The sequence below is a fragment of the Paenibacillus sp. JT31N17 genome, assembly GCF_056269255.1.
Map to the genome: position 1 here is coordinate 22604 of NZ_JBWDNP010000023.1, position 26876 is coordinate 49479.

General features: G+C 43.9%; 24 protein-coding genes, 1 pseudogene and 1 riboswitch. Of the genes and pseudogenes, 21 read left to right on the plus strand and 4 right to left on the minus strand.

Translation table 11 applies throughout. From position 1 onward, the window contains the following. Positions 1-29: 29 nt before the first annotated feature. The 4 genes from AC0YOB_RS35685 to AC0YOB_RS35700 all read left to right on the plus strand — a co-directional run bounded on the left by AC0YOB_RS35685 (position 30) and on the right by AC0YOB_RS35700 (position 4012). On the plus strand, positions 30-686 hold the full coding sequence (locus AC0YOB_RS35685; RefSeq protein ID WP_475796830.1) for an alpha/beta hydrolase: 657 nt from the start codon (positions 30-32) through the stop codon (positions 684-686). Between the two features lie 455 nt (positions 687-1141). Then, positions 1142-1735 carry a hypothetical protein gene (locus AC0YOB_RS35690; protein WP_475796831.1) on the plus strand — a complete coding sequence of 198 codons (594 nt, stop codon included), beginning with the start codon at positions 1142-1144 and terminating at the stop codon, positions 1733-1735. 453 nt (positions 1736-2188) lie between these two features. Continuing rightward, complete coding sequence (locus tag AC0YOB_RS35695; protein ID WP_475796832.1) at positions 2189-3268, plus strand: protein kinase family protein; 1080 nt, start codon at positions 2189-2191, stop codon at positions 3266-3268. Between the two features lie 120 nt (positions 3269-3388). Further along, complete coding sequence (locus AC0YOB_RS35700; protein WP_475796833.1) at positions 3389-4012, plus strand: hypothetical protein; 624 nt, start codon at positions 3389-3391, stop codon at positions 4010-4012. 596 nt (positions 4013-4608) lie between these two features. Here the strand turns inward: AC0YOB_RS35700 and AC0YOB_RS35705 are convergent. After that, a pseudogene (locus AC0YOB_RS35705) lies at positions 4609-4866 on the minus strand (Tn3 family transposase); the annotation flags it as partial. Between the two features lie 113 nt (positions 4867-4979). On the opposite strand from AC0YOB_RS35705, the gene AC0YOB_RS35710 reads away from it, so the two are divergent. The 10 genes from AC0YOB_RS35710 (at position 4980) to AC0YOB_RS35755 (ending at position 16371) form a co-directional block, all read left to right on the plus strand. Continuing rightward, a complete protein-coding gene (locus AC0YOB_RS35710) occupies positions 4980-5531 on the plus strand; it encodes a dihydrofolate reductase family protein (protein ID WP_475796834.1) in 552 nt (183 codons plus the stop codon). A 443-nt stretch (positions 5532-5974) separates the two neighbouring features. After that, positions 5975-6469 carry a phosphoglycerate mutase family protein gene (locus AC0YOB_RS35715; RefSeq protein WP_475796835.1) on the plus strand — a complete coding sequence of 165 codons (495 nt, stop codon included), beginning with the start codon at positions 5975-5977 and terminating at the stop codon, positions 6467-6469. Between the two features lie 797 nt (positions 6470-7266). After that, on the plus strand, positions 7267-7722 hold the full coding sequence (locus AC0YOB_RS35720; RefSeq protein ID WP_475796836.1) for a hypothetical protein: 456 nt from the start codon (positions 7267-7269) through the stop codon (positions 7720-7722). A gap of 323 nt (positions 7723-8045) precedes the next feature. Continuing rightward, complete coding sequence (locus AC0YOB_RS35725) at positions 8046-9977, plus strand: fructose-1,6-bisphosphatase (RefSeq protein ID WP_475796837.1); 1932 nt, start codon at positions 8046-8048, stop codon at positions 9975-9977. A 298-nt stretch (positions 9978-10275) separates the two neighbouring features. Next, entirely contained in the window at positions 10276-10731 is a 456-nt protein-coding gene (locus tag AC0YOB_RS35730; protein ID WP_475796838.1) for a DinB family protein, read from the plus strand. 214 nt (positions 10732-10945) lie between these two features. Then, a riboswitch (ZMP/ZTP riboswitch) is annotated at positions 10946-11023 on the plus strand. Positions 11024-11158: 135 nt separating this feature from the next. Next, entirely contained in the window at positions 11159-11629 is a 471-nt protein-coding gene (locus AC0YOB_RS35735) for an IMP cyclohydrolase (RefSeq protein ID WP_475796839.1), read from the plus strand. A gap of 437 nt (positions 11630-12066) precedes the next feature. Continuing rightward, positions 12067-12480 carry a hypothetical protein gene (locus tag AC0YOB_RS35740; protein WP_475796840.1) on the plus strand — a complete coding sequence of 138 codons (414 nt, stop codon included), beginning with the start codon at positions 12067-12069 and terminating at the stop codon, positions 12478-12480. Positions 12481-13342: 862 nt separating this feature from the next. Beyond that, the gene (locus AC0YOB_RS35745; RefSeq protein ID WP_475796841.1) at positions 13343-14647 is read left to right on the plus strand and encodes a 4-hydroxybenzoate 3-monooxygenase; all 1305 of its coding nucleotides are present in this window, start codon (positions 13343-13345) and stop codon (positions 14645-14647) included. Positions 14648-15101: 454 nt separating this feature from the next. After that, positions 15102-15593 (plus strand): P-loop nucleotide/nucleoside kinase family protein, encoded by a 492-nt coding sequence (locus tag AC0YOB_RS35750; RefSeq protein ID WP_475796842.1) that lies wholly within the window; start codon positions 15102-15104, stop codon positions 15591-15593. Between the two features lie 445 nt (positions 15594-16038). After that, the gene (locus AC0YOB_RS35755) at positions 16039-16371 is read left to right on the plus strand and encodes an FMN-dependent NADH-azoreductase (RefSeq protein ID WP_475796843.1); all 333 of its coding nucleotides are present in this window, start codon (positions 16039-16041) and stop codon (positions 16369-16371) included. 73 nt (positions 16372-16444) lie between these two features. Here AC0YOB_RS35755 and AC0YOB_RS35760 read toward each other — a convergent pair whose 3' ends face one another. Both AC0YOB_RS35760 and AC0YOB_RS35765 read right to left on the minus strand, forming a co-directional pair. Further along, positions 16445-16702, minus strand: coding sequence for a hypothetical protein (locus AC0YOB_RS35760; RefSeq protein ID WP_475796844.1), 258 nt, complete (start codon positions 16700-16702; stop codon positions 16445-16447). Between the two features lie 191 nt (positions 16703-16893). After that, positions 16894-17076 (minus strand): hypothetical protein, encoded by a 183-nt coding sequence (locus AC0YOB_RS35765; protein ID WP_475796845.1) that lies wholly within the window; start codon positions 17074-17076, stop codon positions 16894-16896. A gap of 114 nt (positions 17077-17190) precedes the next feature. Between AC0YOB_RS35765 and AC0YOB_RS35770 the strand changes: the two genes are divergently transcribed. From AC0YOB_RS35770 to AC0YOB_RS35780, 3 genes are all read left to right on the plus strand, one after another. Beyond that, positions 17191-17892 carry a Crp/Fnr family transcriptional regulator gene (locus AC0YOB_RS35770; protein ID WP_475796846.1) on the plus strand — a complete coding sequence of 234 codons (702 nt, stop codon included), beginning with the start codon at positions 17191-17193 and terminating at the stop codon, positions 17890-17892. Between the two features lie 328 nt (positions 17893-18220). Next, positions 18221-18562, plus strand: coding sequence for an MmcQ/YjbR family DNA-binding protein (locus AC0YOB_RS35775; RefSeq protein WP_475796847.1), 342 nt, complete (start codon positions 18221-18223; stop codon positions 18560-18562). A 786-nt stretch (positions 18563-19348) separates the two neighbouring features. Beyond that, positions 19349-20581: a phosphatidylinositol-specific phospholipase C gene (locus tag AC0YOB_RS35780; protein ID WP_475796848.1), complete on the plus strand. Its 1233-nt coding sequence runs from the start codon at positions 19349-19351 to the stop codon at positions 20579-20581. Positions 20582-21253: 672 nt separating this feature from the next. Here AC0YOB_RS35780 and AC0YOB_RS35785 read toward each other — a convergent pair. After that, positions 21254-21715: a VOC family protein gene (locus AC0YOB_RS35785; RefSeq protein ID WP_475796849.1), complete on the minus strand. Its 462-nt coding sequence runs from the start codon at positions 21713-21715 to the stop codon at positions 21254-21256. 848 nt (positions 21716-22563) lie between these two features. Here AC0YOB_RS35785 and AC0YOB_RS35790 point away from each other — a divergent pair. The 4 genes from AC0YOB_RS35790 to lepB all read left to right on the plus strand — a co-directional run bounded on the left by AC0YOB_RS35790 (position 22564) and on the right by lepB (position 26754). Further along, positions 22564-24102: a Calx-beta domain-containing protein gene (locus tag AC0YOB_RS35790; RefSeq protein ID WP_475796850.1), complete on the plus strand. Its 1539-nt coding sequence runs from the start codon at positions 22564-22566 to the stop codon at positions 24100-24102. Positions 24103-24390: 288 nt separating this feature from the next. Then, entirely contained in the window at positions 24391-24852 is a 462-nt protein-coding gene (locus AC0YOB_RS35795; protein ID WP_475796851.1) for a hypothetical protein, read from the plus strand. Between the two features lie 274 nt (positions 24853-25126). Further along, positions 25127-25972, plus strand: coding sequence for an ornithine carbamoyltransferase (locus tag AC0YOB_RS35800; protein ID WP_475796852.1), 846 nt, complete (start codon positions 25127-25129; stop codon positions 25970-25972). A gap of 119 nt (positions 25973-26091) precedes the next feature. Then, the gene (gene lepB / locus AC0YOB_RS35805; RefSeq protein ID WP_475796853.1) at positions 26092-26754 is read left to right on the plus strand and encodes a signal peptidase I; all 663 of its coding nucleotides are present in this window, start codon (positions 26092-26094) and stop codon (positions 26752-26754) included. Positions 26755-26876 lie beyond the last annotated feature (122 nt).

Below are 26876 nucleotides of genomic sequence, written 5' to 3' on the forward strand. Positions count from 1 at the left end.
TTTAATTATGAACACAGGAGACGTGAGATATGAAGATCGCGGGAGAGCTCGTCACAGAGACGCTCGAGTATGATGGTGGTCGGCAGGTTACGGTGTACGTCCCTCCGGATCCACCCCAGGCAGTCGTGTTCGCCGGTGACGGTCAGCTGATCTCGCAGTGGGGCGGGTACCTCGAGGCCGCCGACGTACCGCCCACGATGATCGTCGGTGCCTACCGGACGTCCGATGAGGATGAGATGGTGCGCATCCATGAGTACTCACCGCCGTTCGACCAGGAACGGTTCGCGGCACACGAGAGGTTCTTCGTCGAAGACGTCCGCCGATGGGTGCGATCGCGCTTCAGCGTCGCGCTGCCCGCCAAACGAACCGCGGTGTGCGGCGTGTCGGCGAGTGGAGAGCTCTCACTCGCCATAGGGCTTCGGCATCCGGACATCTACGGTACGGTCTTATCCGCGTCGCCAGGCGGGGGCTACCGACCGCCTGCCGTGATGCCAAGCCCGCTACCGCGCACCTACCTAGTAGCCGGCACACTGGAGCCGTTCTTCCTCGAGAACGCGACCCGGTGGGCGGCTGCGCTGCGCGATGCAGGTGCGGACGTTGAAATGAGAGAGCGGGTCGCGTCGCACGACGATGTGATGTGGCGAGAAGAATTCCCGCTGATGGTGGCGTGGGCGTTTGGACGATAAACATCCGCCGAGCCCGGGTCAAGTGGGTTTGACTCGCATCCGACCCGCCTACTCCGACGACATTGCAAGCCCTGATGGTGAGCAGCCCAATCGTCCAGGCTTGCATCGTCAGCGGATCGTCCGGTTGAGACCATTGCGCGAATCATTACGCTAACGGGTACGATAGTTCAACAAGAAGGGGATACCATTTTGGTCATCCCTATTTTCCCGTTCCCCCTCGAATCAGCAACACTTAAATTGTCATAAGGTGAGCCAAAAACGCCCTGCTCACAGGGCTGGAGAAAATAGGGTACTAAGCTCACGCCGAAGAGCTGCGGAGCGGTTACGTGTGCTTCTTGACGAAAGTGGAATTCCTGGAATTCCCCTTGCTGATCACTAGGAAGGGTAACGAAACCTTTAACTCAAAATTGGGTATATATAACAGATGCGTTTGAAAATTGAAAAGGGGTGAAAATATGCGTATGAAAAAAATTATTGTAATTGCTTCACTATTATCTGTACTCGGAGCATCGGTAGCATTCGCAGACACAGTGAAAAACAAAATTTCTCTGTATATAAACGGTGAGAAGGGCCAAAACGATGGGTATTTAATAGATGGTGAAGTCTATTTACCTGTCAGTAGCCTTGGGAGATTGATAAATGGATTCATTACATTAAACGAAAAAAACAATGAATTGGAAATAATTAAACCGAACATAAACCTGCTATTATTTCAAAATCAAATTGAGAAAAGAAATTTTGCCGTTGGAGAGGTGCAGAATGGGGGAACATTTCCATTAAACTTACTAGTCCAAATTGATAATTTGACTCAGAAGGTTTACTCATTAAAAATAGATATTGTAGATCCTAAAGGAAATTCATTGAATTTAAACGAGTTTTATACATCAGATGCTGATCCTGATGTAATTAATGACGGAAATTTTGTATATAACTTAGCATTCAAACAAGAATTTAAATATGCTGGCGATTATACAATAAACCTTTCTGTTAAGTTATCGAAAGAGGCAGAGTATCAAGTTTTGTCAACGAAAAAAATTATTTCTAAATAAATAGTACCGTGGTATTAACCATTGAAGAATGATATTCACAGCAATGGGGTTGTCCGGCTTATTTCGTAAAGCTTACGGGTACGATAGTTCAATGATGGCAGCGGCAAACCAGTCCTTTAAGGGGGCTGGTTTTTTCAATACATAAGTTAAAGTATGTGTTGAAACTGTCGTTATGCTAACGGGTTACGATAGCTTAATAAAGGACATTTGACGAAGGAGCTGCTGCAGGCAGCTTCTTGCTTCTTCGCAAAATCTTACACTTTGTACAGATGTACTTCTGGGCATTGAGCTAACAGGGAGTTTAGTGGGGGATTCGTTTATGGATCTTTATTCAATATCCTACGTATGGTTAGAGAACGATAGTGCGAAGCAGCTATCGGAGCAACTGCTCCACTTTTAAAAATTATGGTCAATCGTTAAAAAAACCACGACATTCGAAGGAGAGTGATCCCTATGAAATCAGCCTATGTATCTCACGAAACTAGACTTGTCCGCTATACCGATGTGTCCACTGCCTTATCGTTGCTAAGTGATGAAAGGCTTCAAGAGCGAGTGGATGATGCTACAGTTCTTAGTACTGGCATTGGTGGCACAGCGGCGTTGATGGAGATTGAAGACGCGCCTATCTTCGTGAAAATAATACCGATTGCAGAATTAGAAGGACGCGACAAAAATGTCATGTCCACTAGAAACGTGTTCGAACTCCCTCCGTTTTGCCACTATGGCATAGGTTCACCAAGTGGTGGCGTGTGGCGTGAGGTCGCCGCCCACACCATGACCACCAACTGGGTGTTGGCAAAACAGTGTGAGAGCTTTCCATTAATGTATCACTGGCGAGTGTTACACATTCGTAGGCCAATCTCTGAGGAACTGAGTGATGTTTCCCGTTTGGTTGAGTTTTGGGGTTCCGAGGCTGTAAGAGATCGTATCGAGGCAATTGAGCAATCAGTGGACAGTGTTGTACTGTTCTGCGAATACGTTTCCCATAACCTTCACGACTGGCTTACCGAACAGGTCGCTATTGGTGAGGATACAGCCACCACAGCGTTTGCCATGGTGGATTCTAACCTGCGTTCTGCTGTCTCGTTTATGAATGCGAATGAGTTACTTCATTTCGATGCTCACTTTAGGAACATTTTAACCGACGGATACCGTGTTTATATTTCGGACTTCGGCCTTGCAACATCTTCTCGGTTCGAGCTGTCCGATAGCGAATTGGAGTTTTTCGAATTGAACAAGGCTCATGATGGGTGTTATGTGGTGACAGAGTTCGTGAACTGGCTTGTAACGGTCTTAGGCGGTACGATGAATCATTTAGAACGTATAGAATTCATACGTCGATATGCTGAAGGTGAGAAGTCGCCAGAGATTATGGATTTAGCAGCAGCCATTATCAAGAGGTACGCTCCAATAGCCGTAGTGATGAATGATTTCTACATGAAACTCTATTCGGTGAGCAGAACTACACCATTTCCAGCCGAGGAGATTCAACGGATCTGTGCAACAACCGGGTTCGAGCCGTTAAGATCATAGAGATATAAATGAAGGGGGATTACGCTAACGGGTACGATAACACAACAACATCATGCTCCGGGAATAACGGCAATCTGGTACATAACTTACAGGATTATGGAACAAGTTGAGAGGTGAAATATGATTCGGGGAGTAATTATCGAGGGGTTGTCTACCGCAGGAAAAACATCAGTATTTTCCGCAATAAAGAGATTGCATAGTCAAACACACAATAGTGAAAAAACAATAATTGCATTAAGTGAACACTATTCGCAAGTGTTGCATTCATTCCAAGGTGACTTAAGATCGATGGACAAAGATGAACATATTCAGCTTTTAAATCGTCATGTTGATTATCTTGAACAACAATACAATTGGATTGATTTGCTTGGTCATACGAAACCATCAAACGGTATATTTTATCTTTTAGAGAGATTTCATGTAAATCATCGAGCGGCATTTATAAATTCTGCAGAAATTGAGATTCTGGAGAAACGTCTATCAAGGCTTAATGCACATTGTGTACTATTAACCTTGTCTCAAGATGCTGTTGAGCCCAGGTTTATTGAAAGTCGTAATGAAGCTTGGAAATCATATGTGATGGAAAACCGCTCTAGGGTAACGGAAGCATGCCAGAAGTTCTTAGAGGATCAGGATAAACTTCGCATGTGTGCGAAAAAATCTTTAATTCCCACATTAGAGATAATCACAGACGAAGCAGACTGGGATTCTTATGCAAAACAAATACTTATGGAATTGAACTAACGGGTACGATAGTGTAATTGTCTCGAGTTGGTGGACGAAAGCCTGCGAACTAGCTAGGTCTATTCTCGTGTGGTGTTTGCTATCCAAGGGTAGAAAAGTAGGAAAAGAATAAATAAGTTAAAAGGGCTCGGTATTGCCGCGATTCCTAAATAAAGACTAGTCGGGATAGATAAGATAAGTGTAATATATTTTATTGGTTTACTGTTCAGAAATAATGAGCCCATGAATAATAATGTTGGCAAAATGAGTGTTAGAAAAATAATTAATTGCGTATCAGAGGCAGTGGGACCGTATGGATTAGCATATAAAAAAATGATTGATAATACAATTGTAGCTGATGGAGGAAGAAGTATGAATAAAGTTTTCAAATTAACACTCTTATCATAATTTTTAATCAACTATTACCTTATTGTGATTTTAGCACGCTTTCCTAATTATAGTGGTTATCAGGTGGAAATTCTCTTAAATGGGACATACCTATTTGAAAAGCTTTGAAGGCTATTTTATTGAGCTAACTGGGCACGATAGTTCAACCCGCCGGATAGGTGTTGTAAAAGGTTGTCATCAATCGACCGTCCGCGCACTCTTAGCGCTTATATCGCTCATTCCAAGTAGACATTATTCCACATTACAATGGCTGCTATCACCAGATTGAGACAGGAAGCACGATTGCGCTGATTCCCGAAACTGCGGTCACGCAGTTCACCCAGTCGGTTAAAGAATACGGCGCGGGCCAGTGCATTCTTGGCTTCACCTTTATTTTGGCCAACCTGTACCCGGCGGCGTAGCTCTCAACATTCTACAACCAATCCAGCGTGAAAAGCGTGTCGCTCGATACGTCCTAATTCCCGCATCCTCCGTTTAACTAAAGTTATATTCGGTCGGGCCCGGACTGTGCACATTAGCAATCTATAAGAAACCGGGCCAGCTGTTCTTTGATAAAATATAGATAGAAAGGAGGCTACATATGGGACGTTTAATCCTGCAGATGAATGTAACACTGGACGGTTGCTGTGACCATACGCAGGTGATTGCGGATGAGGAGCTCCACCAGTATTCGGTGGACATGATGGACCAGTCCGACGGTCTGCTTTTTGGACGCGAAATCTATCAGTTGATGGAAAGTGCCTGGCCAGCCATAGCCAGCAGCGGCACCGGACCTCAATTCTTGGTCGACTTCGCACGCAAGCTCGATCGGAAACCCAAGTACGTGGTCTCGCTGACGCTGGATCAAGTGTCGTGGCAGAACTCTTTCTTATTGAAGGGGCCTGTTTCCGAGGAGGTGCCACAGCTTATGGCAGAAGGGAAGAGCTTACTCGTTAACGGCGGTCCCGGCCTCGGTTCCACCCTGGCACAACTGGGATTGGTGGATGAGTATCACTTCCTGGTACAGCCCATCGTTGCCGGACGTGGTCCCCAATTGTTGGGGGGAATTCGAGATCGAATGAATCTGAAGCTGACCGGGACCAAACCCTTCGGCTCCGGAGTCGTGCTGCTCCGCTACACGCCCGTTCGTTGACTGCTTGGCTGATTACCGCGGCTTGGCACTGCCAGACGAATACATACAGCACAAGACGTAACCGGCAAACATTTGTCGGCTGCTTCGTTTATATCACGAGGAGCATCTCTGTTCCAACCTGGTAGGGTAGGATATAGTTAATGTCGCGAAAGACAGATCTTTCCTCTGCTGAGCCGCCTGTTGTTACAAGCTGCCTACGGTGGAGCAGAAGGTTCAATACGATGAGCGAAGGAAACAGACAACCCTACATCGGTTTGTTAAGCTAACGGTTACGTTAGCATTCAACGAGTTCTAACTACCTGATAACTAAAACCGGATTCCTTTATAGAATAAAGGGTCTGGTTTTTTCATGTAATGAACTGCTTAGCGTACGATTTTTTCCGTTTTGTGAGGTGACCCCATATGGTAAAATTAGCGGAAATCAAATAATTGAGGTGAAACTAATGGAGATATTAATAATTCGACATGGAGAATCAGAGGATGAGACAGTAAATGTACTTGAACCGTTAACAAGCTTAGGAATTGAGCAAAGTAAAAAAATGTCTGTACGTGTTTTAAAAGAATTTCCACCAGAGTTAATTTGGTCAAGTACACTTCAACGTGCAAAGCAAACGGCGGATATTTTAGCGAATATTGTTGATTGTGAAGTGAAATATCTTGATAATCTATGTGAGCAGAAAGTTGATGAAAGCGACTTGAAATTCTATGAGCGAATCCAACAAATTTTTTCTTACATAAAAGAGAATAGCAGTCAATATAAAAGAGTTGCCATTGTTTCTCACGGAGGAACTATTACGAAACTCATTGAAAATTTCCTCCAGTTGCCTTCAAATAATAATGTCTGGTTCCAAACCGACAACACGGGAATTCATTTCTTACACTATCATCCCAAAGCAGATATTATAAAATTTTCAAATAGCACCTGTCATTTAAACTAACGGTACGATAGCTCAATAAGCACGAAGAGACGGCAGCCGGTAAAATGGCTGCCGTCTTTTTAACTAACTGGCAGGTCAACGCAACATTTTTGTGACAACTTCGTTAAATATTGGGAAGACGTCAGTGAGGAGCTTGCCGCGCGGCAGCTCCGTTTTCGTTTGTTGAAGTAACGGGCAGGATCGAGTAGTACTTGAGAGTTATATGAATAAACCTAATATGGTAAGATGATCCACATTATGGAACATACATAATCGTACAATGTAAGAACTCAACAAAATTCCATCGAGAGGGCTGTTCTTATGTTCGATAACAACACAAACGAATCCACTCGGCAGGGATCCGAAGATATAGGTCATCGGATGGACAGCAAGAACCACGTCTTAGTCTTTAATGTGATGTTCTGTATCTCCATAGTTCAATTAATAAGCAGGGTTTATTAATAAAAGATAAAAAACACATGTGGCCGGAGATAGGATTATTGAAAAGCTTAGGTGTCGCAATTTTGGTTTCGGGTATAGGTTTACTGGGATTAAGCGGATTAGAAAAGGTGTTAATCTTTGTTGCTTTATCAAGTAGTACAATGGATGGAGTGAAGGGCTTAACACCACCATATATTTGGGGTATTATAAATTTTTTTTATCGGGTTATTCCGGGTGATCTACCCACTTAACGGGTACAATAGCATAATTCAGACCAGAATAATGAAGCAGCCGGCCAGAACGATCGGCTGCATTTGCTCAGGATAGTTCCAATATATGGTATGTTAAAATAAGGGATTTGAACAAGGGGGGCAATGTTGAGGGAAATAAAGCATCCAGTTAAGAGTCCTTCAAGAATTAGAACCATTATAGGCATGATTGCTATTATATTGAGTCAATCTATTCTTGTATTGAGATCATGGGATCTTAGGGGTATATTCTACGCTTCGTTAACAACGGTTCTTATAAGTTTAGTCGTACTGTTACTCGCATTGTACAGAACATTTTTCAAGAAACCAACCGAGTTATGCCTATCCGATGAGCAAATCATATTAAATGGGAATATAATTAATTCGAGGGATATTAAAGTGATAATGACCAGGGGATACTTTAAACCTGTTATCGGGATATTACCTTACAGGAGGAAAGTTGTCCCAATGGATATGGCATTTAGGTATTCAAAGGATGGAGATAGAGGTATCTCGGATTTAAAGAGTTGGGCAAAAATGAATAATGTAAAGATGGTCAATAAATCGTTTCAAACGTGGATATAAGGATATTCCCAGCACTATTCGGTACGATCATTATCTTATTCAGAAGATGGGCTTAACTAGGATGACATGCTTGTTCATTGAGCTAACGGGTACGATAGTTCAACTTCGATGTGGGAACCGTGCGGCTGCCCTTCGCTCAGCTAACGGGCAGGATAGCTTGGGAAGTTTCAGTTATAATAGCTATTAGTAAGAGTACCAAAGGGAACCTCGGAAACCTAATGTTTTTCCCTATACTGTTTACACTAAGCTTAAAGGTATGCGGCTAGCCCCATTTAAAAAACCTCTTATACATCACCATATTTCCTTGAAGGGGGACATCTGTTTTGGATGCGCAGTTTCTAGATTTATTGGCCCAGAAATATGATACGGAAGAAAAAGTTGTAACAGAAATCATCAACCTTGAAGCGGTCTCCAATCTTCCCAAGGGAACTGAGCATTTTGTCAGTGATTTGCATGGGGAGTTCCAGGCTTTTCAGCATGTACTAAGAAACGGTTCGGGTACCGTAAAAGAGAAAATCAAAGCCTTGTTCCGTGAAGTTTGGACGGATCATGAAATCAATGATTTTACTGCGTTAGTTTATTATCCGGAAGAAAAAATACAGCTGGTTAAAGGAGACCTGTGCAATAAACAAGCCTTGAACCGATGGTACAGAGAAACGATTGAACAAATGCTTAAACTCATTTCTTATGCCTCTTCCAAATATACGCGCTCGAAACTGCGTAAAGCTCTGCCGGAGCAGTTTGTATATATTGTAGAAGAGCTTCTATACAAGACGGATTCTTCCAACAATAAGGACCCTTATTATGAGGAAATATACCGGCAAATTATTTCCTTGGGCCAGGCGGACAAGCTCATTATCGGCCTTGCTTATACGACCCAGCGCCTGGTGGTTGACCATCTTCATGTGGTCGGAGATATCTATGACCGCGGGCCGGAACCCGATAAAATTATGGACACGCTGATCAACTACCATTCTGTAGACATTCAGTGGGGGAACCATGATGTCCTGTGGATAGGCGCCTATGCGGGTTCCCTGGTCTGCCTTGCGAATATTATCCGGATCTGCGCCAGATACGATAATCTGGACATCATCGAAGACGTATATGGAATCAATCTTCGCCCATTGCTGAACTTGGCGGAGAAATACTATGATGACAATCCGGCTTTTAGACCGAAGCTGCAGACCGACCATAACGGTTCGGAGCAGGAAATCCTGCAGATTACCAAAATCCATCAAGCCATTGCCATGATCCAGTTTAAGCTTGAAATCCCGATTATCAAGAGACGCCCCTACTTTAATATGTCTAAGAGGCTTTTGCTTGAGCAGATCGATTACGACAAAACTGAAATCAAGATCGGCGGAAAAACTTACCCGCTGGAAAACACCTGTTTCGCAACCGTAAATCCGCAACAGCCTGAACAATTGCTGGAGGAAGAACAGCAGGTGATGGAAAAGCTGCTGTTCTCCGTTCAGCATTCCGAAAAGCTGGCCAGACATATGAATTTTCTTATGAAAAAGGGAAGCCTTTATTTAAAATACAACGGGAATTTGTTATTTCACGGCTGTATTCCTTTGGATGAAGAAGGAAACATGGAAGAAATGCAGATTGAAGACAAGACGTATTCGGGCCGTCAGCTGCTCGATGTTTTTGAATATTATTTACGTTACGCCTTTGCGCATCCGGAAGAGACGGATGATCTGGCTACGGATATGGTATGGTACATCTGGACAGGGGAATGTTCCTCGCTCTTTGGAAAGAGAGAAATGACCACCTTTGAACGGTACTTTATCCAAGATAAAGAAACCTATAAGGAGAGAAAGAACCCTTATTACCATTTGCGTGAAAATGAGGAGATCTGCCGGAAAATCCTGCATGAGTTTGATATGAATCCGGATCATGGACATATCATTAACGGCCACACGCCAGTTAAAGAAATTCGTGGAGAGAACCCCGTTAAAGCAAAAGGGAAAATGGTTGTCATTGACGGCGGTTTTTCCAAAGCCTATCAATCCACAACGGGCATCGCCGGATATACCTTGTTGTATAATTCCTTTGGCATGCAGCTCGTTGCCCATCAGAAATTTAATTCAAAAGAAGATGTGTTATGTAACGGAACGGACGTATTGTCTGTAAAAAGGCTGGTGGACAAAGAACTGGAGCGGAAGCTGGTGAGGGAAACGAATGTCGGGGAGAAGCTGCTGCAGAAAATCTCAAATTTGAAGAATCTCCTGGAATATCGCTACATGAAATGAAACAACTGCTAAATGAAACAACTGGTACAGCCGCGTTACGCTAACAGGTACGATAGTTCAATAATAACACGGAAGCAACCGACCACAATGATCGGCGCTTCATTGAGCTAACGGGCCGGATAATTTAACCAAATGACATTATATTAATTCCAGGAGCAAGTCATCCTCAATTAATGAAAAGCGCCGCAACATTGTACCATTACGGTATCGCTCAATTTATTCTAACCTTCTGGTGGTACGACCCTAACGGATAACAATAGGTTCAAGTAATCGATGAGACGAAGAGGGGGAAACCGAAATGAAGACAATCAAGTGCATGATGGACCACCTGTACTGGGCGGACGGACGCATCTTGGACGCGCTCGAGGAGAGTGAGACGAAAAACAAGGACATTCTGAAGCTGGTTCGGCACGTCGCGGCCGCGGAACGAGTCTGGCTGTCCCGATTGCAGGGCAAGGGCAGCGCGCAATATTCGTTGTGGGAGGAAGCGGAAGACCTGACGGCGATCCGGACGATGTTCGAAGAAAACGCTGGGCAATATCGCGTCTATATCGAAGGGCTCGAGGAATCCGAGTTGGACGAGATGATCGACTATGCAAACCAGAGCGGGGTTCCGTTCCGAACGTCCGTCCGGGACATCCTGTCGCAGGTTCTCTTACATGGGCAATATCACCGGGGACAGATCAACCGGGCGCTTCGGATCGAATCGGCAGAGCCTGTCCAAATTGATTACATCACGTTCGCGAGGCTCTAACAGGGCCTAATAATCACCATTTCTCGGAATGGGATTAGCATTGACTAACGGATTACGATAGCTTAATAATAACACAGCAGGCTGTCGACTTTTTTATATGCTGTAGCTATTGCTACGCTAAAGGACATTAGAGCATAGTTCCGTTGGTGTTATTTTTAAGCCATTGTCATAATTGAATTTACTAGCAGTAATTGCTACTATGGGAAGTAATTTAAAACTTATATGTGACTGGCGAAGCATGGGGATCCATGAGGAAGCATATAGGTTATGGCCGTACGCCTGGGCAGAGGTAAGGGGAATTTCCCCTTACCTCTTTATGTTTACTCGAGAGGAGCAAGAGCAATGAAAACAGTTCAACACGATTTGTTTGAAAACCCATATCCCGGAAGAACGCTTATCGTAGGAATGACTCCTTCCGGGTCGCAACGTGCACATTGTCTCGAATGGTGATCAAACTGACACTATCTATGATGGGTTGCAGCATAACCGGACCTTTGAACAATCGTTAATGCTTCGAGAGTTTGAACCAGATGCTCCGCACTTTACACCGAGAATTTCAGCCGTGATAAACACAGAACTTAAACAGTATAGTTTATCGATTTTAAAAACACACGACAACGACCTTTCAATTTGCTTACGCAATAGTTATCAATACAGTAAATTTAAGAGTGGCATTGGTCACTGCATTCACACGTACAACTCAGAGCAGAATGCTGTACTAAAACCGTTTGAAGGCGACCCTTTCGAAGTACCACTATTCGATTCAATGAATGGTATAGCTGACTATTACTGGGAATGTATCAATGCTGAAAACAAAATCGCATTGCTGGTAAAGTTTATTCATGTTTCAAATCAAGATATTCAATTCCAAATTCGAAATAAGCATTCAGCTAACTGAGCACGTTAGTTCAACAACACATCAGAGCAGTTTGCCGGCAGCAGCTGCTCCATTTTTTTGTTACGCAAACGGGCAGAACAGATAACAACCTAAAGGAGAAAGGCCTCGGTTCATAATAAGATCGATCGCCTGTGTCAATGGCAACTTTACCAGATCCGGTGCACAACGTTTAAATTGCTTCTTCGGGAGACACCCATTCATATCGATCGTGCTCGGGTTCTCTGCTGATATCGACCTCTGCTTTTCAAGTCGCTTCGGCAGTATACAGGAACCAGGATTCACTGCCAAAATCGGTAATTCTACTGGCAGGTTAAGACCGGTTTCGAGGCAGATCCTCTTTGTATTATTGAAGTAGAGGGAGTTTAGCGCAATAGATCCTGCTATTTGCAACTTAAATCAATCCCCAAACGTTAGAACAGTTGAAATGGGGGACTATTATGAAAAACATTATAATAACGCTGTTAGGAATGTGCTTCTTTGTTACAGGGTGCATGAATAACGAGAAAACAATTACTTTGGAACAAATTAAAGACTTATTTGAAAAACATGGGGTTCCCTTAGCAAAGCCGAGAGAATTAAATACGGAGAATGTATTCATAATGACTTTGAATGACGTATCACCTGAGCCTTTTTTGATTAATGACGATCAGTTAATTAGCATTTACATCTATTCTTCCAGCGCGGGTGTTAAGAAGGCAATTAGAGATTTTGAGGATAAGACGGCAGCGGCAGATGTTGTACCACATTCAAAATATCAAGTTGGGAATGTGTTGATAATTTATTCCAACGAAGGCTTTAAAGATGATCGAGTTGAATTCGTAGTTAAGGAAATGAAATCTCTTGTGTCCTAATTAAAAACTTTTCGTTACGCTAACTGGGTACGATAGTGCAACACGAAAGGGCTGCCTCATGGGACTGTTGACAAAGGCTAGGGAATCAACAGTCCCCATTGGCAGTCCTTTGTTTTTTTTACTGGAGATTAGCGTCAGTTCCTTTTATAGCAGGATATCCCACTCGATAAATCGAATAAAGTTATAAATTGAAACGGCCGGGTAGCTCCTAAATCATGGGAGGGGGAAGAGTGTATTAAAGCAGCATCCTCAAAGGAAAAAAAACCAAAGGAAAAAAAGCACAGGAAGACGAACCACAACCAAGAAAAACGGCTTCAATTATACTTTGAGCAATTTTTTCAAAGAATTTTTCTAAAACCTTCCGGATGATATAGTGTTGTTGTATTTGAGATCGACCTCGAAATCAGGAAAAAACTGCCGACATCAATGAATCGGCAGTTTTCTTCACTAATGGGCAGTAGAATACCATAGCCAGCCACCAAAATAATTGGTATATTTAGGTTGGCATAGCAATCCATAAGAAATTACTTCATATGCGGCACTGCATAATACAGATGAAAATAAGTGATTAGTATTTGTGAGGAATGAGAGGAGTTGAACATGAGCGCCGTAGGTCTCTCGAAGTCGCGGCTCGATCGAATGCATCAAGTATTCGGGATACGTCGAACGTAAAGAAATGCCTGGGCTCGTTGCGCTCATCAGTCATGAGAAAATGCGTTCAACTTCCAACATGTTCCTCGATTTATGCTCAGCAGTTCACAACAATTTAAGCTTTCGTGGAAAGAATCGATGAGGCTGATTCGCGTAGTGATGAACTGTTCATTTAGCAAATAATCTCGTAACCATTACGGAGGCTAGATAAATGGCGAAGGGACATCCGTATTTTCATAGCGAGGATGCAGGAGAACAAGCCGCATTCTATACCAAAGCGTTGGGCGGGGAACTTGGACTTGGCCCGAAATCTGGTGAGGAGCTGACGCGCTTCCAAAAAACGCAGGTGGCCATAGTCGGAGCCGGTCCGGCCGGTCTCGTACTGGCCCTCCTACTGCAGCAGGAGGGCATCGACTGCATCGTCGTCGAGAGCCAGACCCAGGCCCACGTGGAGGCACGTGCTCGAGCCGGATTCATCGAGCACCGCGTCGTGAAATTCTTGCGCCGACACGGCCTCTCAAAGGGGCTTGACCTTCGCGGTGTATCTCACACAACGTGCGAGTTCCGCCACGGCGGGCGCCGGTACATAGTCCCGTACGGTGACCTCGTCGGTGGTTCCCACGTCGTCTACCCCCAGCAATTCGTGGTGAAGGACCTAATCGAATTGTTCACATCTCGTGGTGGGACGATCCTGTTCTCACACCCGGCGGCCAAGATGGAAGACCTGGAGAGCAATCGAGCATTGGTCACCTGCCTCGTGCAGGACTCCTCTGACAGTCCGCTCCAGTTGGAACTGGAATGCGACTTCGTCGCGGGGTGCGACGGGTTCCATGGCCTGTCCCGCACGTCGATCCCCTCGACCCACGCTACGACATTCAACAAGCAGTACGGGATCGGATGGCTCGCACTCCTCGCTGAGGTGCCGTCATCGAAGAGGATAGTGTACGCGCTGCACGAGTCGGGCTTCGCCGGGCAGATGCCACGAACCACGCAGGTCACACGCTTCTACCTGGAGTGTCCGACCGGGGATCTGGAATCAGAGTGGCCCGACGACCGCGTCTGGAGCGAGCTGCGCAAGCGCATGGCCATCGACGGTGAATGCGACCTGGTCACTGGCCCGATCATCGAGCGCAGGGTGCTCGACATGCGCAGCGTAGTAACGGAGCCCATGCAATACGGAAGGCTCTTCCTTGCCGGCGACGCCGCCCACATCATCACTCCCGTCGGAGCGAAGGGAATGAACCTCGCCGTCGCCGACACCGAAGTCCTCGCACGGGCTCTGATCGCTCACTACCGCGAGGGGGACGAAACGCTGTTGAGGAAGTACTCCGAGACCCGCCTCCCGGACGTGTGGAGGGTACAGGAGTTCTCCGACTGGATGCTGCGGCTGATCCACAGCACCGATGGAAGCGACGATCAGGCATTCTCAGAGCGCCTGCGACGGGCAAGACTCGAAAGGCTGTGCGGATCAGACGCCTACGCGAACCTGTTCGCGGAGAGCTACGTCGGTCTATAGCGGAGGCCGGGTGACATCATTTCTGTCCGTAGACAACTCTATTTAAACGCCTACGAGAACCCGTGAGAGACAGCAGTGGAATGCTATATCTACTTATATAATCAACCTTGCCTCATCGGTCTCTGCAAAACCATTTCCATGCATTTGCGGATGAAGTGCTAAGAGTGAACCGATTGGCAGATACGTCTCACCCGTGTGGATTCCCATTCTGCTTTAGATAGACCCTTAAAAACGAGGGACGGGAAATGAAAGCTCAATAAATGCCGGCTGCCAAAATCACGGTAGCCGGATTTTTAAATGCACTTATATGCGCTTAATCATTTTATGACGGAAACATATGCGTAAAATCTCGACCGGATAGGCGAGGGTTAGGGGAGATCACTACGCTAACGGGTCAGTCTAATGCAAAAAGAAATTCTTTATATATGTTTCAAAAAAAGGAGGTGAAATCACAGTGGCTACCCTTCATTTAATGGTTGGTCTCCCTTGTAGCGGCAAGACTACTCTGGCTCGTAAACTCGAAACGAAATACTCTGCACTTCGCCTTACTCCTGATGAATGGCATATCCGTTTATTTGGGCACGATTTCGGGGATACCATGTCGGAAATTGACGAAATGAAGCATGATTCTAGACATGATTCAGTGGAAATCCTAATGTGGGACGTGGCAGCTAGAGTTTTAGTTCTTGGTGTTGATGTTATTCTGGATTTTGGATGCTGGGTAAGAAGTCAACGAGAAGAGTTTCGTTCGCTAGCCAATAACTTAGGGGCTGACTTTAAAATTCATTTTGTTGATGTGCCTCAAGAAGTGTTGTTTAAACGTCTAGAAGCTAGAAACGCTATACACCCAGAGGGAACTTTTTTCATACCCAAAGATAAAATTAAAGAATGGATACAAATTTTCGAGCCACCTTCTCCAGAGGAACTTGAATCTCCCGATGATTAAGCTAACAGGTACGATAGTGAGGAGCTTGCCGCGGCAGCTCCTTTTTCATTTGTTGAAGTTATGAACAGGCAGATAGTTGGATAAATGTACAATGACAAGAGAAAGGGAAATTGGATTTTGGAGGATGGAGGGAATTGAAAAAACTCTTTCGTGAGATATGGGATAAAAATAAGCAAACAATCTTTAATCACCCTTTACAAACCTAGGAGGCAGCAACATGACGCGCATATCGGGAAGCTCATCCGGACGACGACGTACGCGTATTCGATGTCTACCAAGAAGCGTTCCAGACGGTCGACGGCGATGTCGTGCGGGCATGGGAGAAATTGAGAAAAGAACGCCTGAACTTCTCCGAGCTGAGTCCCGTGGAACGGCAGAAAGTTAATGCCCTTAACGACATTACCGAAATGGCGATGCGCGCCGATAAATACGTGTTCGTCTCCCCATGTGGAATTGGGGCATTCCCCCTCGGCTCAAGGCGTTCATCGACGCCTTCGTCATCGTCGGCAAGACGTTCCATTACACGGAACGCGGGCCGGTCGGCCTGCTGCGAGACAAAAAAGCGCTGCATATCCAGTCGAGCGGCGGGATTTACTCCGCAGGGCCGGCAGCGGCCATGGATCACAGCCATCCCTATCTGCGCCTGGTGCTCGGCATCGTCGGGATTCGCGACGTACAAGCGCTGTACGTGGAAGGCCATGATTTTCAACCGGAGCGCGCGAAAGAGATCGTCCGGGCAGCAATGGAACAGGCCGTCAAGCTTGCCGCGGCCTGGTAACGCACCGGACGCATAAAAATCCCCCTCAAGGGTTTTTTTGTTGACCGTTCCATTGGCGTCACATCGAGCCCCGCTATTTCGTCTTGTTTGCAAAGAAGCAGAAAAGAGGTAATAACTTCTTTACCTTCTCAATAAAACATTCCCAATTCCCTGAATTCGAAAACCCAATCCCCCATTCTATATCTCGTAGTGCCTTTCTTAATTGAATAAGTTTGTCGATTTCGGTCTGTTTAACGGCTGCATAAACACCTTGAAATATCTGTTCGCGCAGTAACGAATAGATTTGTTTGGTTTTCGATTCAATCGTAGCAGACAGCATGCGTTGGGGCATAAAGCAAGCCTCCTTCATTTCAAATAAGTGGTATGCTGATTTTCAAGTAAAAGTGGATCTGATAAAATCCAATTCTACATGCTATTATGGATGTTGCCAATATAAAGTTTCAGGAAGAAGATGAACCTTCGAACCTTGTTTATTCGGACTCGTGAACGGAATGTTCGAAACAGTGAAGCAAACTGACAGCCTCAGGGAATACCGTCGAAGGCGGCCGACTGGCTTCCGATCGCCGCCCTCTTTATGGCATCTCTGAATCTGAGGCCTACGATTAGTTCAATCGCGCCCAGAGCGGCGTCTACCGGGTTTGCATTTTCGCCGATTCGGAAGTCGATTGCCGGTATGGTCCAGGAAAGCATGGCGCGACTGGGCATTGGAATAAACGGCTGCAGCATTTAAATATTTATGAAACAACCATGGGAGAAGCATGGCAACTTATCAGGAATCCGTATCCCGTTGGCTAACACCATTTGGAGGCTCGATATTCAATGAACAAGCTCTGGTATTTATCGCAAATCAGCATTTTTGAAGAAATGTCGCAAGAAGAGATGAGAGAGATCGATCAGTTAGATACCATCCATCATTTCAATTGGATCACAAAAAACACATTGGTCCAAACCCCGGAGTCCACCCGCGAGGGACTCTATTTCGTCAAGGAGGGCAAGCTTAGGCTCTATCAACTGAACGACAGCGGAAAACAGTTTACGCTTGGCATTCTCACAAAAGGAAATATATTCGGAGAGTTAAATTCATTCTCGTTCGGAACCAGACGGGTTTATATTGAAACGCTGGAACCGTCGCTTCTTTGCACCATGTTCGAGCCTCAGTTCGAACGGTTGATGATCAATCGGCCTCAGCTCGCGCTCAAATTTCTTAAAACACTCAGTGACCGGTTAAAGGAGCGGGAGGGTCAATTAGAACAGCTTGCGCTTCATGGTCTGAGAAAACGCCTACTCCATCTCCTTTCCACACTGAGCGCAAAATTCGGCGTCATTCAAGACGGATATGCGCTGATCGATCTGCCTCTTTCCCATCAAGAGATTGCCAATATGCTGGGTGCTAGCCGCGAAGCGGTCAGTGGCGTGATGAGCGGTCTTGCCAAGGAGGGCGTCGTTAAGACATCACGCCTGTCTGTTCAACTTGCTGTTACAATACTTGAAGAAAATATTCCTCGAAACGCTACACATTGATATGCAAAGACCACCGGTGGTCTTTGTTTTTACTTTTAGGACATATATCGTAAATTGCCATTTTAGTTCCCATGTCCGAAGCCGGAAATGAACGGGCCTCGCGGCTGACGATGATCCACGAGGCCTGGTCGCTGTCCCTGAGCCCTTACGGACGAACGCGGATGATTGTCTTTCCCTTGATCCGCTCAGTGCAAGCCGACGCTGGGCTCATTATTAACGGATAGATTGCGAACGTTCGTTTTATAATAAAGAAACTGAAGATGCTTGCCGACGGTTTAGATTAACGGCGTGGACTATACGATCACATTTACGAAAGAGATGATCCGATTTGAAAAATAATTCCATCGAATACTGTCTAAACAAAAAAGGAGCGATTAAGGATTTTCCCTTGGGAGGAACCGATCCATTCGCGATAAAAATTGCAGGTAAAATATTCGCTCTTTTTTATGAGGAAAAAGGGTACTTGAACCTAAAATGCGACCCTGTGATTGCGGAAAACTTGAGAGAGCAGCATGAGGACGTTCGACCGGGATATCATATGAACAAACAGCACTGGAATACGATTATTCTCGAGGGTTCTTTGTCAGAGTCGGATATCTTTGCAATGATTGACCAATCTTACGATTTGGTTGTTAAAAGCCTTCCTAAGAGCATCCGGGAGTCTATTTAGTTTTATAATTTCCGGATATCTGTCATACAAATGTATTTCCTCATTTTTACATGACGAAGGCTGCGCTCCCGTATCTCAAGGCAGGAAGGGGCAGATCCGCGTAAACCGCGGATTTTTTCATTTTCACGAAAACAGGTTTTTGTCCAATGCGCTCGACAAGAACTTGCATATCGTTAGCCGAAAGGACAAAAACTGCGCCGAAACGAAAGACTTTTATATTTATCCACGTCGCAGTATAGCGTGACTTACTTTCCCTCCCATCTTGCTTATTGCGGCAGACTTTCGTTAAAGAACTTTATTTTCAATTAAAGAACTTTATTTTCTCTCACCAGATAAACCGCTTGATAGATCAAGGTTTTTTACAGTATTTCTCTCAACAAATATGACACCACACACATGGGCATGTTTTTGTTTAGCTTCTTGCCGAATCAAACATTTGGCAATACTGTCAAGAATAAAATAACATTACAAGAAGTGCTTCAGGAGGTTTATGGTTTCTACTCCTGCATCTATACGTGAAGAGGCGCTATCCAAATCAAATAAGTTGATGCGTCATTATTTGATGACCTATGGGCCTTTAAAATAAGACTTCGCTTGGATGGTGAATTTTCACCAAAATCCCCAAGCTACAAGATTGGATGGCTATCGGTTTCATCTCATACGAGAAACAAAGGAATCGCAACAGCGCTAGGGCTGCCCAATAAATCATTATCTTCCAAATAGTCGCATATGTTTCTCCATGGGATAAACCCATAATGCCGTATGGCATAAAAGGAGGAAGATGAAGTGGCATCGATTCGTACTGACTTGAGATTAACGAATAACACCCCTTTTAACATGAAACGAATTTGGGTGACGGAAACGGATAACTATGATTGGGATGGGGGAGCGCGGCCTGATCATAATTTTCAAAATGTAAGCCTTGCATCCTATGCATCTAGGGAAGAGCGCGAAGAACTCAATTATTGGGCAGGCTCGGCATGGTACAGGCTTCATGTGGAATTCCAGAATGGCGATTATATTTCTTTCAGAAACAATCAGTACGATGCTCGTCATGATCATAAGCGTGAGATAGGAATGGATGGAGAGAGTGCAGGAAAGTTTATCGCGACACAAATATCTGGTGATAATTGGAACAAGATCACGATTTCCATTCGTGTCCCTACAAACGGTTGGATGGACAAAGTGTCGGGAAGCAGTAAACTGTCTGAGTTCAACATTCCTGGCACTCACGACACTTGCGCTCTGTATGGCGGAGATCTGGCGATTTGTCAAACGCAGAGCCTCAAAGAACAACTGGATTCTGGTATTCGTTTTATTGACATCCGCTGTCGGCATATCGAAGACAGGTTCGCAATTCACCACGGCGTCATGTTCCAGCACTTGATGTTCGGAGGCGGAGTCAGAGATGTCTGTCTAAGTTTCCTGCAAGCGCATCCGAGAGAAACGATTATTATGTCTGTTAAGCATGAATATGATGATGCAAATGATACAAGGAGCTTTGAAAATACGTTTCGATGGTATCTCGAAGGTAATGAATCCATGTGGTACCTCGGGGACACAATACCAACCTTGGATCAGGTTCGGGGTAAAGTTGTTTTAGTCCGACGATTCGGTGCAAATTCTGTGTTGGGCATTGATGCGACAAGTTGGAGTGATAATGCTACGTTTTCCATTAATAATCCAGGTGCTGTACTTCGCATTCAAGATGAATATAAGGTACCAACAGTGTTCCAAATCAGTAAGAAATGGGATCATGTGAAATCCCTATTGGATCAGGCTCAAAAAGGCAATCTTGAGGACTGGTACCTTAACTTCACATCCGGTACATCGGCAGGCGCCTATCCATATACGGTAGCAGAAGGAAGCCCAGGTATTGAAGGTCTGAATTCCCACATGTATAGTTACTTGGATCAAGTAACTTCGAAGCGAATAGGTACGATCATCATGGATTTTCCGAATAAACCGATCACAAGTTTGGTTGAAAAGATCATTGCATCCAATAAGTTTTTGCTATAGTTGCTAAGATAAAACGTTGAATGAGTACTACGTTAAGCATTTTGTATCTCGATAACTTGGAGTATGAGGCTTCACGAATAACAGCCTGCTTACGCACTTTTCCTTCATAAAGTAGGGGGGAGAGTAATCTGCTTAACTGGAAGTTAGTGTTATTATTAATGTCGTGATTCAACTAATGTCGGTCGACAAGAACATAGCGATTCAAACCCGCATAAACCGCGGGTTTTTGTTTTCAATCGGACAAGTTATTGTCGCGGACGAATGACAATAACTTGACCCTTTTGTCGACGAGCGATAAGAACTTGACCCTGTTGCCGGTGATGAAAAAGCGGACAAACTTAAAAGGTTTATAATCTGTTAGTGGCCAGGGGAGCAAAATAGAGACAATGAAGCAGCTGTTCGATGAAAATAAAGTCTAGAATGAAAAAGTATTGTAAAGCGAAAGATAGTTGCAGCCCAAAATAGTCCTTGACTGACGGTGTGTCATTAAGCTAACTGGGTACGATAGTGAGGAGTTTGCCGCGCGGCAGCTCCTTTTTCGTTTGTTGAAGTAACGGATAGTATAACGCAGCCACAGACTATTATGAAACGTTTCTACGTCATCCTCTCTAACGATAAGTTTATAAAAAAAACGGCCACAGGCGGGCCGTATCGAAGTCTTGCATTAATAAATCAATTTGACTGTTGAGTTACAAGTATGAAAGTTACACCGAACTTGTCTGTAACAGTACCAAATGCCGGACTAAAAGGAACCCTTTCCAGAGGGGCGATTACCTTACCACCATCCTGCAAAGCTTCAAAAGTCCGCTTTGTTTTCTCCACGTCACGTATCGAGATGTTGAGGGCAACAACAGCATTAACGATAGGGTCCAAACCACGAAATTCCTCTTTGTCGCCACCTGTAAATCCGTTAGCAGCATGTTGGTTTGGTGCATCGAATAACATGAGTTCGCTTTCTTCGATTCTTAGGAGCGCATTCGAAACACGTTCCTTTAAACCATCTGGACAAGGTATTGGCATCTCACCATACGTCTGGACATGCAGGACTTGGGCTTCGAGTACTTTTACATAAAAGTGAATTGCTTCTCTTGCGTTACCGTCCATCACTATGCAAGGGGTTAAACTTTGCGGCAAGATCATTCATCTCCTTCGACTCATTTTTATAAACGTATCACAATAAATGATTGCTGATTTCTTTTTGATTGCTAAATTGTCCCTAGAGCCATATTAGAAGACCGATGACATAGCTCAACTCAAATCATTAAACTAATTGGGCACGATAGCGCCAATGCCGAAGGAACGCCGCGCGGAAAGGGTTTCCAGAATTAATGACCATTTTGAACACCGTATCTATCATTTGTCATTACGCTAACGGATTACGATAGCACACTACAATTATGAGGCAGCCGACTACGATCAATCGGCTGCCTCTATTCAGCTAACTGGCAGGAGAATGGGCAACTATACGAAAGTTACATTGAAGAAAATAAAAATAGGAATGGTATCATTGATGAACTTCGTAATCACGGCGCCGGATGGGGGCTTACCATTTGTTCCGAAACCGTCCGGCTTCATGGAGAGCAGAACATTCAAAGCCGCTCGAACGAAGGAACGGTTGTTCGGATCATCCTTCCCGGATTATACAACTATGAATCATCACCAATTTTCAAAGGCTGCTTCATAGCAGCCTTTTTCCGCACTATCCAACTAAAAATTTTTTAAAAAAAATTAAAGTACTTTGTGGTAAAATTAGAGCAATATTTCCATGGAAGATATATCTATTAGTATATCTATAGATTAAAACTTTAAGAAAAGACTTCCTTTAAATCTAAATAAATTTTTAACTGTAAGGACAGTATTTTATAGAACTACTTTAAATGTTGATAATGTTGAACTCAAAGGAGGAACATGCAGCCTGTGCAGTCAGAAAACGCGCTGTATGTTCTTTTTTTGCTTCAAAATAAATTTAAGGAGTTATTAACATGGAAAACGGTCTACACCAATTAACACGGCTATTTGCCGCAATCATTCTGGCCGCCTCGCTGACTTTGCCGATTTTTACTCATGACGTACATGCCGCAAACAATGCCTTCCCTCCTCCACAATATAAATTTGAGAGTCCCTATTATGGTGTGATGGAGACGGGAGGGGTAGTTACCGTAAAGGTGATGCGCACTTCAGACACCGGGAGCGCCGGGAGTGTTCCATACATTGTTGGATTTCCGGAATCAATCGGTTACGCTCAACCGGGAGTTGATTATGATGGACAAGCCGCCCAAGGAACGCTGAACTTTGCTCCCGGAGAAACTTCCAAAACGATTACGATTTCGATCTACGACGATGTCCTGCTGGAAAATAACGAAGCTCACCCGGATAAACCTTTGAGAAACGCAGAAACCATAACCTTAGAGCTCATTGATACATCGATTAATTTTCCGACGTCGTCGACGAACATCTATATTTGGGATGATGATTGGGGTCAACCCGAAACTGCCGGTTCGTTTATATTTCAGTACTACTTCGATGCTGTTAGCGAAGCGGCTGGAACTTACAGCCTCTATGTGCAACGAATGAACGACGCAAAAGGACAAGTGACCGTCGACTATACGACCAGCAGCGCTATCACGAATTCCGATTCTCCATATCAAGCAACGGAAAACGAGGATTATATACCGGTCAGCGGGACGCTCAACTTCGCGGACGGGGAGTGGTGGAAAAAAATAGATATTCCGATCATCGACAACGACGCAAGGCACGACGTAAGGCTTTTTCGCGTCCGGCTTAGTAATCCCACCGGGGGAGCAACGCTGGATAACTGGTCAAATACAACTGCCGAGATTACGGAAAAGGACAGCCGTCCTGCAGCACTGGCAAATACGATTGTTTTTGATGTATTCAATGATTACCATAATGCGGGAAAAGATAACCTGATCCATGTATTGCGGGAAAACCCGACCGGTGATGAAATTCGCGTCGAATATGAGACGTTTGACGGCACGGCTCAGAGCGGAAGCGACTACCAGACAACCACCGGCACACTGGTATTCGCACCCGGAGAAACCGAAAAAGTAATCACGGTTCCAATTACAAATGACAGAACGGACGATGACTTTGTCAAAAGTTTTGGCATAAGGCTAAAGAATCCTGCAGGGGGAGAAGCTGTTATCCCCGGTGCAGAAAAATATTTTAAAATAAATCATGGGTATGACCATATTAGTTTCTCCTATCCCACCTACAATATCATTGAGGAGGAAGGCGTGGCCAGCCTCAAACTTCTACGCACCGGGAATACGAACGGCAGGCACACCATCCACTACTACACGGAACCGGGCACGGCAAAGAATGACGATTTTACGCCAGTATCGGGAACCCTTACTTTCGCGAGTGGAGAGTGGAGCAAAACCATCCAAATCCCGATCACGGACGATCATCAGATCGAGTATAAGGAACAATTCAAGGTCTTGACGTCGAGCGGCTCGGGAACAGATATCGTTATTTTCGATGAAGATCATCTTAAGTGAACAGGTAACGAGAATGATAAGGGCGTCGGTTAAGGCCGGTGCTCTTGTTTTTTTGCGCAAATACTTTTAAGAAATACATATTAATAATTAATCGTACGATGATTATTAATTTATTGTGAGCAGTGAAAATAAAGTATTGGACCGAAAAATAAAGTATTAGATTCAGGTGGCGGCGCTCAGTAGAAGGTGGTTACGACTAAGAAATACAAACGAATTCTGAAAACAAAGAATGGGAAGTTAGTTCTTTATTTAAATCAGGACTTTTGGGATAAGGTGGAGGTGTAGAAATTGTCGCGAGTACTGCTTGCAATAATTTCGGTTATTTTTGTAGTTATTTTATCGGGATGTAAAGATAATGAATCATCTATCACAACTTCAGTTTGGAAAGAGTCGGGTATTGTTGAATTAACAACCGCAAATGAAAAGGGAGAAGAAATTAAAGCTAAGTGGCTAGGAGAACAAGGGCGTTTAGCCATTAGCAATAGTCCGTTCTACGCTGGTAAAAAACAGAAGTATATGTGGCTTCTATGGGGTGAACAAGAAGAACTTGTAGGTAATACACTTAAGGTGACTGCAATCAGTGAAAATGGTGATGAAGAAACGATTTGGGAATCTACTTTAGGAGGAACTAACTGGGGTGCAACGGCATCTAGCCCCTCCAGTCTCATTCTAAAAACAAATGGGCTTTGGCAGCTTAAAGCTTTTGTTAATAATAAGCTTCATGGAACCATAATAGTTAAAGTCATTTGATACGGAGTGTCAGCCCGAAACATGAAAGTACGAGAAGTGCGCAACTGTATCGCCTTCATGATGGAGCTAACGTAGAACGTTAGTTGAAAAAAACCAAGGAGCAGTTTGCCATCGGCAACTGCTCCTTTTTTCATTAAGATAAAGGGTAGAATTACCATTACTCCAATCGGCAGACTAATTTAAAGGTGGATTTCATAATGGTGAAATTGGTGTATTAATATGCATTTTTGTTGTATATTTATCCTGCAAGCATCTATAAGAGGATGGTGAACAGATGAATTTATTGGACGTAAATGAGCTGTCAGCTCAACAAATAACTAACATCTTTCAACTGGCCGATAGATTAAGACATGAAAATGATAAACATTTATTAGCTGGAAAAACGTTTATTTTATTCTTTCCTGAATCCAGTCTTAGAACCAGAATTACTTTTGAGAAAGCCATAAGGGATTTGGGGGGAGAATGCATATTATTCCCTCCAGAGACCCTGAACAGAAGGGAACAGTTAAGTGATGTTATTAAATATATGGAAAATTGGGCTCAAGGGATCGTTGTTAGGCATGCTGAGTTTTCAAAAATTCAGGAATTGTGCAATCACTCTGATATTCCAATCATCAATGCAATGACATCTGAAAGTCATCCATGTGAAATATTATCCGACCTCTACTCCATCAGTAAAAGGAAAGAAAACTTTAAGGAGTTAGTGTATACATTCGTGGGCCCACCGGGGAATATATGCAAATCGTGGATAAATGCTTCAAGTGTGTTCGATCTTAATTTCAACCATGTATGTACAAGTGGTTATAGAATAAGCGAAGATTCGCGTAATTATAAATTTTATACTGAACTTGAAGGTATTCTGATGGATAGTGATGTGATTTTGACTGATTCTTTGCCAAATGAATTACGAACAAATGAATACATAAATAAATATCAAATAACGTTAGATAGAATGAAGTTAGCTAAGAAGAGCGCAATCTTGAATCCGTGTCCTCCTTTTTTCAGAGGTGAGGAGATTAGTGAAGACGCTATCTCTTCGGATTATTTTGTCGGATATGCATTTAAGATGAATTTACTTTATGTACAACAAGCTATTATATTATTTTGTCTTTTGAACTAACGGGTACGATAGCTCAATAAGACTGTTCAGCAGCTGGTTACTCGATCAGCTGCTTTTTCTTTGAAGTAACGGGCAGCATAGTTCAAAGTGAATATATAATAAATATGAGGAGGTATGTCATGCGGTTAAAAACGATACTTAGTGTTTTCTTCGTTTTGTTCATCTTGGGTTGCGAAGAGCAAAATATTACTGATACTATTACTCAGGAGTCGCCAGCGATAGTTGAAACAAACTTGGGCTCAATTCTAGTTGAGAACAACAACGATGGAATGTCCCGTCGAAATCTAGAGTACAACTCGCAGGAAAAAGGAAAGCTTGTAGTTGATCCGAACTTTTACAATCAAAATGAAGTTAAGCGCGGTGAAGTGATTTATTACAAAATACCCGAGATCGATAAAAATAAATATCCACGTTTAAATCCACCTGAACATAATATCTCACGGGTAATCGCTCTCACTGATGAAGTTGTGCAAATAAAGAAAGGCCAAGTTTATATAAATGAAAAAAAGTTAAATACTTTCTATGGAAAGATTTTAAGTTGGGGAATGGATGAAGATGAGTATTTTAATACGGTCAATCAGCCAGGTACAGCCGAATGTAACGAATCATGCCAGAAAACCATGAAGGATTACTTCAACATGGATATGGAGAAGTTTAAAGTACCAGACAATCATCTCTTTGTCTTGGGTGATACTGGGTGGAGAAGTATTGACAGTAATGTCTACGGTCCTCTTCCCATTGGTAACGTTATAGGTAAAGTTTTGGGATATGAAAAAAAATAAACGGTAATTCGATTAAGTTAACGGGTACGTTAGTGGAGGGGCTTGCAACGCGGCAGCTCCTCTTTTCCATTAAAGTAACGAGGCAGAATTGTTGAATTGGGCTCGCGAAAATTTAGTGTAAC

What these genes read in the sequence shown, in the direction of transcription:
- AC0YOB_RS35700 (WP_475796833.1), top strand. Translation starts at nt 3,389, where the DNA reads ATGATTCGGGGAGTAATTATCGAGGGGTTGTCTACCGCAGGAAAAACA.
- AC0YOB_RS35765 (WP_475796845.1), bottom strand. Translation starts at nt 17,076, where the DNA reads ATGCCCAGTCGCGCCATGCTTTCCTGGACCATACCGGCAATCGACTTC.
- AC0YOB_RS35740 (WP_475796840.1), top strand. Translation starts at nt 12,067, where the DNA reads ATGAAAAACATTATAATAACGCTGTTAGGAATGTGCTTCTTTGTTACA.
- AC0YOB_RS35730 (WP_475796838.1), top strand. Translation starts at nt 10,276, where the DNA reads ATGAAGACAATCAAGTGCATGATGGACCACCTGTACTGGGCGGACGGA.
- AC0YOB_RS35790 (WP_475796850.1), top strand. Translation starts at nt 22,564, where the DNA reads ATGGAAAACGGTCTACACCAATTAACACGGCTATTTGCCGCAATCATT.
- lepB (WP_475796853.1), top strand. Translation starts at nt 26,092, where the DNA reads ATGCGGTTAAAAACGATACTTAGTGTTTTCTTCGTTTTGTTCATCTTG.
- AC0YOB_RS35710 (WP_475796834.1), top strand. Translation starts at nt 4,980, where the DNA reads ATGGGACGTTTAATCCTGCAGATGAATGTAACACTGGACGGTTGCTGT.
- AC0YOB_RS35760 (WP_475796844.1), bottom strand. Translation starts at nt 16,702, where the DNA reads ATGCCCCAACGCATGCTGTCTGCTACGATTGAATCGAAAACCAAACAA.
- AC0YOB_RS35685 (WP_475796830.1), top strand. Translation starts at nt 30, where the DNA reads ATGAAGATCGCGGGAGAGCTCGTCACAGAGACGCTCGAGTATGATGGT.
- AC0YOB_RS35695 (WP_475796832.1), top strand. Translation starts at nt 2,189, where the DNA reads ATGAAATCAGCCTATGTATCTCACGAAACTAGACTTGTCCGCTATACC.
- AC0YOB_RS35800 (WP_475796852.1), top strand. Translation starts at nt 25,127, where the DNA reads ATGAATTTATTGGACGTAAATGAGCTGTCAGCTCAACAAATAACTAAC.
- AC0YOB_RS35770 (WP_475796846.1), top strand. Translation starts at nt 17,191, where the DNA reads ATGAACAAGCTCTGGTATTTATCGCAAATCAGCATTTTTGAAGAAATG.
- AC0YOB_RS35715 (WP_475796835.1), top strand. Translation starts at nt 5,975, where the DNA reads ATGGAGATATTAATAATTCGACATGGAGAATCAGAGGATGAGACAGTA.
- AC0YOB_RS35690 (WP_475796831.1), top strand. Translation starts at nt 1,142, where the DNA reads ATGCGTATGAAAAAAATTATTGTAATTGCTTCACTATTATCTGTACTC.
- AC0YOB_RS35745 (WP_475796841.1), top strand. Translation starts at nt 13,343, where the DNA reads ATGGCGAAGGGACATCCGTATTTTCATAGCGAGGATGCAGGAGAACAA.
- AC0YOB_RS35755 (WP_475796843.1), top strand. Translation starts at nt 16,039, where the DNA reads ATGTGGAATTGGGGCATTCCCCCTCGGCTCAAGGCGTTCATCGACGCC.